This window comes from Mycolicibacterium moriokaense (assembly GCF_010726085.1).
Classification (GTDB): Bacteria; Actinomycetota; Actinomycetes; order Mycobacteriales; family Mycobacteriaceae; genus Mycobacterium; species Mycobacterium moriokaense.
The window spans coordinates 1,277,435-1,286,063 of sequence record NZ_AP022560.1; the positions used below are offsets into that span (position 1 = coordinate 1,277,435).

Here is an 8,629-nt window from a genome sequence, read left to right on the forward strand (position 1 = left end):
CCCAGAGTCTCGCCCGTCACGGGCAACGCGAGTCGTCAGGGGCGGCGCACAACCGCAGCCCGCCCCTGACGACGACCCCTATCCGAAAGGAACGAATATGACTACTGCACAACGCGTTTGGATTTCCGCAGAAGCCTATGAAAATCTGCAGCAGGAGTTGGCGACGCTGCGCCGACTGTGCGTGACCGCCGCCGCAGATGGGGATACCAGCGAGAACGCGACCGCGATTCAACGCGCCCGCCAGGCGCGTATGCAACAGATTCATGACCTACTCGTGTACGCCGTTGTCGGCGAGGACCCGCCCAACGACGGGATCGCCGAACCGGGCATGGTCGTGACCGTTCGCTACGACGACACCGGGGACACCGAATCATTCCTCCTCGGTGTGCGCGGTGCTGAACAGGGCGATATCGAGGTCTACTCCGTCCAGTCGCCGCTCGGTGAGGCCATTCTCGGCGCGCGGCCTGGCGAACGGCGCACTTTCAAACTGCCAAGTGGCGCTGAGCTTTCCGTCACGATGCTGGCAGCGGTCCCCTACGGCCTGCACAACACCGAGGTGACGGCATGACCAGGGGCAACGACGAACGCGTGTTGCTGCCTATCGCGTTGGAACGGTGGGAATCCGACGGGGGCGCGGTTCTGGGGATGCGTTACACCCCGGGATTGCCGTCATCCCTGGTGGGAAACGACGCGACGATGGCGTCGGTCGGTGAACGCCATGTGAGACCCAGATCCCGCAGCGTGGCCGAATCGTCGGTCGGTGTCGCTGCGGTCAGCAGTAGCGCCGCCTCGTAGCTCAAGCCATCTCCCATCGCGATGACGCCGGACAGCACGTCGCCGACTCTGCTCATCCCACGAAATACGCGTTGGTTCAGTGGGATTCGGGTGATCCTCCGTCCCGAGCCGCGTTCGAGGGCGGTGATCATGTCGTCGAAGGCGATCAGGACTCCGCCGCACACATAGCGTCGCGGTCCCTGTCCCGGCGTGAAGACGGCTGCGTGGACGTCGGCGACGTCGCGCACATCGATCATCTGCATACCGCCGCGCATCCGCGGTGCCACGCCCCAGCGCACGATGGGTGCCCAGCCGCGTTCGGTCACACCGGGTTCGGTGTGAAAGGCCGGGCCGACGACGCTGGAGGGATAGGTGACGACGACCGGTGCGCCCTCGCCCTGCAGGCGTCGTGCCACCCGGTCGGCGTAACCCTTCGTCTTGGCGTACGGGCTTCGTCCGGGGGCGGTGGGAGTGTCTGGCCCGATCACGCCGTCCGGCGGCGGGAACAGCGCGCTGTAACTGCTGACCGACACCACCGGATCGAGTCCGGCTGCCACCGCTCGCGTCAGGATCGACTCGGTTGCGTGCGCATTGATCTCCCACATCAGCGCGGCGCGACGCTTGTCGGTCCCCACCACCCCGGCTGCGTGCAGCAACGCATCACATCCGTCGAGCAGGGAGCCGACGACAACGCCGTCGCGGATGTCGCCCACCACCGTCTCGATGTCGCCGATCTCGGAGAACTGTCGCAGCACGGGCGCGTTCGCCGCATCGGGCGCCACCAGTAGGCGCACCCTGTCGCCGCGAGCGAGCAGGGCGCGCACGGAGTGTGCGCCGAGGTAACCGGTGCCCCCGGTGACTCCGATCAACATGATCGCGCCTCGCGCCGCTCGATCGGATACACCGGATCGTCGCAGTCGGTCCGTTCGGCCTGTAGCCGACGTTTGATCACCTTGAAGGTCTCGGTGCGTGGCAACGAGGTACCGACCCGCACGAACGACGGCCACTGCTTGGGACCGAGGTCGGGCTGTTCGGCGAGGAAGGAGCGAAACTGCTCGGGGTCGAACGACGCCCCCTCGCTGAGCACGACGGCCGCCATCACCTGATCGCCGACGTCGGGCGCCGGTATCCCGTACACCGCCACCTCGACGACGTCGGGATGGCGCAGCAGCACGCGCTCGATCGGGGCGGAGCCGAGGTTCTCGCCGTCGACGCGCATCCAGTCGCCGAGTCGGCCTGCGAAATACGCGTAACCGTTCTCATCGCGGTAGGCCAGATCGCCGCTGTGGTAGACCCCGCCGCGCATACGCTCGGCGTCGGCGTCGGGGTCGTTGTAGTAACCCTCGAAACGTCCTGCGTCAGAGGTGTTCACGAGCTCGCCGGTCACACCGGGAGGGCAGGGTTCGCCGGTTTCGACATCGAGGATCTCGGTGCCGGGAGGCAGCGGTCCGAGCGATCCCGGAGGCGTATCCGGTGTGCGCGCGATCGCGATTCCGCCCTCGGTCGACCCGAAGCCGTCCGTCACCACGGTGCCGAACCGCTTGGCGAATCGCTCGACATCGGCCGGTGCACCCTCATTGCCGTAGACCGCACGCAGCGGGTTGTCGGCGTCGTCGGGTTGTTCCGGGGTGGCCAGCACGTACGACAACGGCTTACCGACATAGTTGGCGTAGGTCGCGCCGAACTTACGGACATCCGGGAGGAACTCGGAGGCGGAGAACTTGCGCCGCAACGCAAGTGAGCTTCGCGACGCGAAGGCCACCGACCAGCCCACGAGCACCGCGTTGGAATGGAACAGCGGCATGGACACATAGCAGACGTCGCTGGGTCCAAGGTTGAAGCGCTCCGTCATCATCACTCCCGCGATGGCCACCTTGCCCTGGCTACACTTGACGGCCTTGGGGTCGCCGCTGGTGCCCGACGTGTAGATCAACATGAACAGATCGCCGGGGTCGGCATCGTAGGCGACGACGGGTTCGTCGGCGAACGCCGCAACCTCGGCCGCCCACTCGGGGGAGTCGACGTCGATGTGGTCGATATCCCCGACGACGGCCGCCGAGGCCGAATCCGCCAGCACCAGTTGGCAATCGGCGTGTTCGATGTCGCGCTGCAGTGCGGCTCCCCGGCGGACGGGGTTCAGCCCGACGGGCACGATGCCCGTCAACCCCGCAGCCACCAAGACCGACGAGAAGAACGGGGTGTTCTGCAGCAGCACACCGACATGCTGCGGCCGGCCGGGGTCCATGCGGGCCAGCAGCGCAGCCGCCACCGCCGCGCCGTGCCGGATGTGCTCACGCCACGGGATGAAGGTGTCCTCGAAGTAGACCCCGCGGTCGTCGACGTCGACCAGAGGTGCGATCAGCGAGGTGACGGTGGGCAGCTCGCTTCCGGTCGCGGGATTCAAGCCGGGGTTTCGGCCAGCTCGCGGCCTATATGCAGCAGTTGCCCGGTGGCACCGCCGACCGCGAACTCGGTCTGCTTGGCCGCCAGGAAGTACCGATGCACCGGGTGATCGGTATCGATCCCGACGCCGCCGTGCACGTGCACCGTGGTGTGAGCGACCCGATGGCCGGCCTCGGCCGCCCAGAACGCCGCGGTGTTGACGTCGATATCGGCAGGCAGATCCTCGGACAGACGCCACGCCGCCTGCGTCACCGTCAACCGCAGCGCCTTGACGTCGATATAGCCGTCGGCGAGCCGGGACGAGACCGCCTGGAAGCTGCCGATCGGCCGGTCGAACTGCTCACGCTCACGGGCGTATTCGGCGGTCAGCTCGAGCGCCCGCTCCAGTACGCCGAGCTGAAATGCGCTGCGTCCCAGCGTGCCGTGCGTGGTCAACCAGTCCACCACCTCGGCACCGCCGACGATGCGGTCGGAGCCCAGTTCGACGCCCTGCAGTGCGAGGCGGCCGACGCTGCCATGCCCGGTGGTGTCCAGCGATTCGACGGTCACACCGGAATCCGATGTGGCGACCACGAAAACCTTCGTACCCGAATCGGTTTCGGCGGGGACCAGGAACGCATCGGCGATCGGGCCGTAGCTGACCTGGGTGCGTGTCCCGGTCAGCCGGAATCCATCGCCGTTCGCACTGGCCTGCACCGGGCCCTCGCCCATCTCGCCGTCCAGCGCGGCGGTGAGGATCTTCGAGCCGTTGATCGCGGGCACCGCCCACTCCTGCTGCAGCGCCTGCGAGCCGAACTTGGCCAGTGCACCAGCGGCGAGCACGGCCGACTCCAGATACGGCACGGCGGCCAGCTGCCTGCCGAGCGCCACCAGCACTGCGACCTGTTCCAGCACCCCGAATCCGCCGCCGCCCAGGGCCTCCGGCGCTGCGGTGGACAGGATGTCGGCTTCGATCAGTTTGCCCCACAACGCGCCATCGAAACGTTCTTCGAGCCCGTCGAGCTCACGCTGACGTTCGGGGGTGCTCACCGATTCGGCGATGGTGCGGGCCAACCCGCCGAGGTCCTCCGCCGCTTCCGTCGTCTTGAAATCCATTGTCGTTCAGTCCTTACCGGTTAACCCGTGGCAGGCCGAGCGCGACCATGCCGATGATGTCGCGCTGGATCTCGTTCGTGCCGCCGCCGAAGGTGAGGATGAGGCACGAGCGGTGCATGCGTTCGATGCGTCCGCGCAGCAGCGCGCCTTGCGTATTGGTGCGCAGTGTGGCGGCGGTGCCCAGCACCTCCATCAGCAATCGGTAGGCCTCCGTCGCCAGCTCGGTGCCGTACACCTTGGCCGCCGACGCATCGGCGGGGGACGGCGCCACTTCATCCGAAGAGGCCAGCTCCCAGTTGATGAGCTTGAGCACCTCTGCCTTGGCGTGTACGCGGGCGAGGTTGAGCTGGACCCACTCCGAGTCGATCACCCGGTTGCCGTGCACGTCCTTGGTGTTCTGCGCCCACTCCCGAACGCCGTTGAGCGCCACGAAGATCGGTTGTGCGGACACGAGCGCGACGCGTTCGTGGTTGAGCTGGTTGGTGACGAGTTTCCAGCCGCCGTTCTCCTCGCCGACGAGGTTGGTCGCGGGCACCCGCACGTCCTGGTAGTACGTGGCGCTGGTGTCGACTCCGGCCATGGTGTGCACCGGTGTCCACGAGAAGCCCTCCGCGGTGGTCGGCACGATGAGCATCGAGATGCCGCGGTGCTTCTTGGCTTCTGGATTCGTGCGTACCGCCAGCCACACGTAGTCGGCATAGGCGATCAGGCTGGTCCACATCTTCTGGCCGTTGATCACATACTCGTCGCCGTCGCGCACCGCCGTGGTTCGCAGCGCGGCGAGGTCGGTGCCAGCGCCGGGCTCGGAGTAGCCGATCGAGAAGTGCAGTTCGCCCGCGGCGATCTTGGGCAGGAAGAATTTCTTCTGCTCATCGCTGCCGAAGTGCATGATCGTCGGCGCAACGCTGTTGATGGTCAGGAACGGCACGGGGACGTTCGCGATGGCGGCCTCGTCGTTGAAGATCAAGCCGTCCATCGGACTGCGTTCCTGACCGCCGTACTCCTTGGGCCACGAGAGCGTCAGCCAGCCGTCCTTACCCATCTGGGCGACGGTTTCGCGGTAGACGTTGCCCCGCCCCATCTCTCCGTCGCTGGCGGCCAACGCCTCCGCGCGCTCAGGGGTCATCAGCTTGGTGAAGTACGCACGCAGCTCGCGGCGCAACTCCTCCTGCTCTGGGGTGTAGCCGATCCGCATCGCCGTGTCCTAACTTCTCTATGAGGCACCGGTGCAAGTGCACCCGGGCTAGAACCGAAGTCCAGCCCGACTTCACCCCCGGTTGTAACACGTTCTAGTCTTGGGGTCCAGGCCGGTGCCACACTGGTTGCGCAAAGCAGCCCTGAGCGCGAGGAGTGCGTGATGAGAGTGGAAGTGGACCGGGACCGGTGCGAGGGTAATGCCGTGTGCGTGGGAATTGCCCCCGACCTGTTCGATCTCGACGACGACGATTACGCCGTCGTGAAGGCGGATCCCGTACCGGCCGACCAGGAGGATTTGGCGGAGCAAGCCATCGCCGAATGTCCGCGAGCAGCGTTGATCCGAAGAGACTAGAGGTATTCATAAATGACCGCAGATGCGACTGATCTTTCCGGCCGGGTCGCCGTGGTGACCGGTGCGGCCGCGGGTCTCGGCCGTGCCGAGGCCATCGGCCTTGCGCGGGCGGGCGCCACGGTGGTGGTCAATGACATCGGAGCTGCCCTGGACCGCTCCGACGTGATCGACGAGATCATCGCTGCGGGCTCGAAGGCGGTCGCGGTCGCCGGCGACATCAGTGAACGCTCGACGGCTGATGAGCTGGTGGCTACCGCCGACGGCCTCGGCGGACTGAGCATCGTGGTGAACAACGCGGGCATCACCCGCGACCGCATGTTGTTCAACATGTCGGACGAGGACTGGGACGCTGTGATCGCGGTCCACCTGCGCGGGCACTTCCTGCTGACGCGCAACGCCGCGACGTACTGGCGCGCCAAGGCCAAGGAAGGCGACGGCCAGGTCTATGGCCGCGTCATCAACACGTCATCGGAGGCGGGCCTGGTGGGGCCGGTCGGTCAGGCCAATTACGGTGCGGCCAAAGCCGGCATCACCGCACTGACCTTGACGATGGCGCGCGCACTCGAGCGCTACGGCGTCCGCGCCAACGCAATCGCGCCGCGGGCCCGCACCGCGATGACCGCCGACGTGTTCGGCGAGGCGCCCGAGCTGGGCCCGGGTGAGATCGACAGCTTGTCGCCCGAGCATGTGGTGACATTGGTGCGGTTCCTGGCCTCGCCCGCCGCTCATGACGTCAACGGACAGCTCTTCATCGTGTACGGTCCGACCGTGACGTTGGTGGCGGCGCCGACCGTGGCGGCGCAGTTCAATGCGTCAGGGGACGCCTGGGAACCGGCGGACCTGTCGGAAACTTTGCGGAACTACTTTGCCACCCGAGAATCGGACGCGAATTTCGCTGCGACGGGACTGATGAGTTCGTAGGATTCACAGTCTCGGGGGTGGGTGAGAACTGCACTAGAACACGTTCTAGAATGACCTGGGTCACACCCGCTCTGACCAGCACAGATATTACAATTTTGACTAGTTTTGTCGTTCTTTGACACTGCGAACTTGTTCTAGTTAATATGATCCGGCTCACTAAGAGCAGCGCTTAAACCAGGGCCGAAAAGCCTGCCGCCGCGGCGATTTACGACGCCTTCGCCCAACGCGCGCATGCCGGACGGCCCCCGTCGCGAGAACGGAGCCCGAGGTTGATCGAACAGCTCGCGGCGCCGACCCGGGCCGTGGGCGGATTCTTCGAAATGTCGATGGACACTTTCGTCAAGATCTTCCGGCGGCCCTTTCAATTCCGCGAGTACCTCGAGCAGACATGGATGATCGCGAAGGTCTCGCTCATTCCGACGCTGCTGATCTCGATTCCGTTCACGGTGCTGGTCGCGTTCACGCTCAACATCCTGCTGCGTGAAATCGGTGCCGCGGATCTGTCCGGTTCCGGTACCGCGTTCGGCACGGTGACTCAGCTCGGTCCGATCTCCACCGTGCTCGTCATCGCCGGCGCCGGCGCCACGGCGATCTGCGCCGACCTCGGTGCACGCACCATCCGTGAGGAGATCGATGCGATGCGGGTGCTCGGCATCGATCCCATTCAACGGCTCGTAGTGCCGCGCGTACTGGCATCGACCACGGTGGCGCTTCTGCTCAACGGTCTAGTGATCGCGATCGGCCTGGTCGGCGGTTACGTGTTCTCCGTGCTGCTGCAAGGCGTGAATCCCGGCGCATTCATCAACGGTCTGACGATCCTGACCGGGTTGGGCGAGTTGGTGATCTCAGAAGTGAAGGCGCTGTTGTTCGGTGTGATGGCGGGCCTCGTCGGCTGCTATCGCGGCCTGACGGTCAAGGGCGGACCCAAGGGTGTGGGGGAGGCCGTCAACGAGACCGTAATCTATGCCTTCATATGTCTGTTCGTGATCAACGTCCTGATGACGGCGATCGGCGTTCGGGTCCTCGGATGAGCGAGCTGGGGAACTACGATCTGACGCTGCGGATGCGGCGGGCCTTGCGATGGTTGCCGCGCGCCGTCGACTCGTTCGGCGAGCAGGCGCTGTTCTACGCCGAATCGCTGCGATACATCCCGAACGCGTTGCGCCGCTATCACAAGGAGACGTTGCGGCTGATCGCGGAGATGACGCTGGGCACCGGCGCGCTGATCCTCATCGGCGGCACGGTCGGCGTCGCGGCCTTCCTCACGCTGGCGTCCGGCGGCGTCATCGCGGTGCAGGGCTACGAGTCGCTGGGCAACATCGGTATCGAAGCGCTGACCGGGTTCCTGTCCGCGTATCTCAACGTGCGCATCGTCGCCCCCATCATCGCGGGCATTGCGCTTGCCGCCACCATCGGCGCAGGCACCACCGCCCAGCTGGGCGCGATGCGCATCGCCGAGGAGATCGACGCCGTCGAATCGATGGCCGTGCACTCGGTGTCCTACATGGTGTCCACCCGCATCGTCGCCGGCCTGGTCGCGATCATTCCGCTGTACTCGTTGGCGACGTTGGCCGCGTTCTTTTCCGCGCGCACCATCACCGTGTACGTCAACGGACAGTCGGCGGGACTGTACGACCACTACTTCAACACGTTCCTGATCCCGAACGATCTACTGTGGTCCTTCGCGCAGGCCATCGTGATGGCGGTCGCGGTGATGCTGGTCCATACCTACTACGGCTTCAACGCATCTGGCGGACCTGTCGGCGTGGGCATCGCCGTAGGTAAGGCAGTGCGGACGTCGCTGATCGTGGTCGTCATCATCACCCTGTTCATTTCCCTCGGCGTCTACGGCGCCACCGGCAACTTCAACCTTTCGGGCTAGCGGGG

Annotated in this window: 9 protein-coding genes; 5 read left to right on the forward strand and 4 right to left on the reverse strand. The window is 65.7% G+C overall.

Features of this window, described 5'->3' with window-relative positions; all coding sequences use genetic code 11:
- Positions 1 to 97: 97 nt before the first annotated feature.
- A complete protein-coding gene (locus tag G6N43_RS06165; protein WP_083156653.1) occupies positions 98 to 568 on the forward strand; it encodes a GreA/GreB family elongation factor in 471 nt (156 codons plus the stop codon).
- Between the two features lie 82 nt (positions 569 to 650).
- On the opposite strand, the gene G6N43_RS06170 is transcribed toward G6N43_RS06165, so the two are convergent.
- The 4 genes from G6N43_RS06170 to G6N43_RS06185 are packed head-to-tail and all read right to left on the reverse strand — an operon-like array spanning position 651 to position 5,467.
- On the reverse strand, positions 651 to 1,646 hold the full coding sequence (locus G6N43_RS06170) for an NAD-dependent epimerase/dehydratase family protein (protein WP_083156651.1): 996 nt from the start codon (positions 1,644 to 1,646) through the stop codon (positions 651 to 653).
- Positions 1,640 to 3,178 carry a long-chain-fatty-acid--CoA ligase FadD17 gene (gene fadD17 / locus G6N43_RS06175; protein WP_083156649.1) on the reverse strand — a complete coding sequence of 513 codons (1,539 nt, stop codon included), beginning with the start codon at positions 3,176 to 3,178 and terminating at the stop codon, positions 1,640 to 1,642. Before fadD17 ends, G6N43_RS06170 begins: the two co-directional genes overlap by 7 nt.
- Positions 3,175 to 4,272: an acyl-CoA dehydrogenase family protein gene (locus G6N43_RS06180; RefSeq protein ID WP_083156648.1), complete on the reverse strand. Its 1,098-nt coding sequence runs from the start codon at positions 4,270 to 4,272 to the stop codon at positions 3,175 to 3,177. Before G6N43_RS06180 ends, fadD17 begins: the two co-directional genes overlap by 4 nt.
- Before the next feature lie 13 nt (positions 4,273 to 4,285).
- Positions 4,286 to 5,467 (reverse strand): acyl-CoA dehydrogenase family protein, encoded by a 1,182-nt coding sequence (locus G6N43_RS06185; protein WP_083156646.1) that lies wholly within the window; start codon positions 5,465 to 5,467, stop codon positions 4,286 to 4,288.
- A gap of 162 nt (positions 5,468 to 5,629) precedes the next feature.
- On the opposite strand from G6N43_RS06185, the gene G6N43_RS06190 reads away from it, so the two are divergent.
- The 4 genes from G6N43_RS06190 to G6N43_RS06205 all read left to right on the forward strand — a co-directional run bounded on the left by G6N43_RS06190 (position 5,630) and on the right by G6N43_RS06205 (position 8,624).
- Positions 5,630 to 5,821 carry a ferredoxin gene (locus G6N43_RS06190; protein WP_083156720.1) on the forward strand — a complete coding sequence of 64 codons (192 nt, stop codon included), beginning with the start codon at positions 5,630 to 5,632 and terminating at the stop codon, positions 5,819 to 5,821.
- A gap of 12 nt (positions 5,822 to 5,833) precedes the next feature.
- The gene (locus G6N43_RS06195) at positions 5,834 to 6,742 is read left to right on the forward strand and encodes a 3-oxoacyl-ACP reductase (protein ID WP_083156644.1); all 909 of its coding nucleotides are present in this window, start codon (positions 5,834 to 5,836) and stop codon (positions 6,740 to 6,742) included.
- A 269-nt stretch (positions 6,743 to 7,011) separates the two neighbouring features.
- The gene (locus G6N43_RS06200) at positions 7,012 to 7,773 is read left to right on the forward strand and encodes an MlaE family ABC transporter permease (protein ID WP_083156642.1); all 762 of its coding nucleotides are present in this window, start codon (positions 7,012 to 7,014) and stop codon (positions 7,771 to 7,773) included.
- On the forward strand, positions 7,770 to 8,624 hold the full coding sequence (locus G6N43_RS06205; protein WP_083156641.1) for an MlaE family ABC transporter permease: 855 nt from the start codon (positions 7,770 to 7,772) through the stop codon (positions 8,622 to 8,624). Before G6N43_RS06200 ends, G6N43_RS06205 begins: the two co-directional genes overlap by 4 nt.
- Positions 8,625 to 8,629 lie beyond the last annotated feature (5 nt).

Coding starts and splice junctions, on each gene's coding strand:
- G6N43_RS06165 (WP_083156653.1), top strand. CDS start 98: ATGACTACTGCACAACGCGTTTGGATTTCCGCAGAAGCCTATGAAAAT.
- G6N43_RS06170 (WP_083156651.1), bottom strand. CDS start 1,646: ATGTTGATCGGAGTCACCGGGGGCACCGGTTACCTCGGCGCACACTCC.
- G6N43_RS06180 (WP_083156648.1), bottom strand. CDS start 4,272: ATGGATTTCAAGACGACGGAAGCGGCGGAGGACCTCGGCGGGTTGGCC.
- G6N43_RS06185 (WP_083156646.1), bottom strand. CDS start 5,467: ATGCGGATCGGCTACACCCCAGAGCAGGAGGAGTTGCGCCGCGAGCTG.
- G6N43_RS06190 (WP_083156720.1), top strand. CDS start 5,630: ATGAGAGTGGAAGTGGACCGGGACCGGTGCGAGGGTAATGCCGTGTGC.
- G6N43_RS06195 (WP_083156644.1), top strand. CDS start 5,834: ATGACCGCAGATGCGACTGATCTTTCCGGCCGGGTCGCCGTGGTGACC.
- G6N43_RS06205 (WP_083156641.1), top strand. CDS start 7,770: ATGAGCGAGCTGGGGAACTACGATCTGACGCTGCGGATGCGGCGGGCC.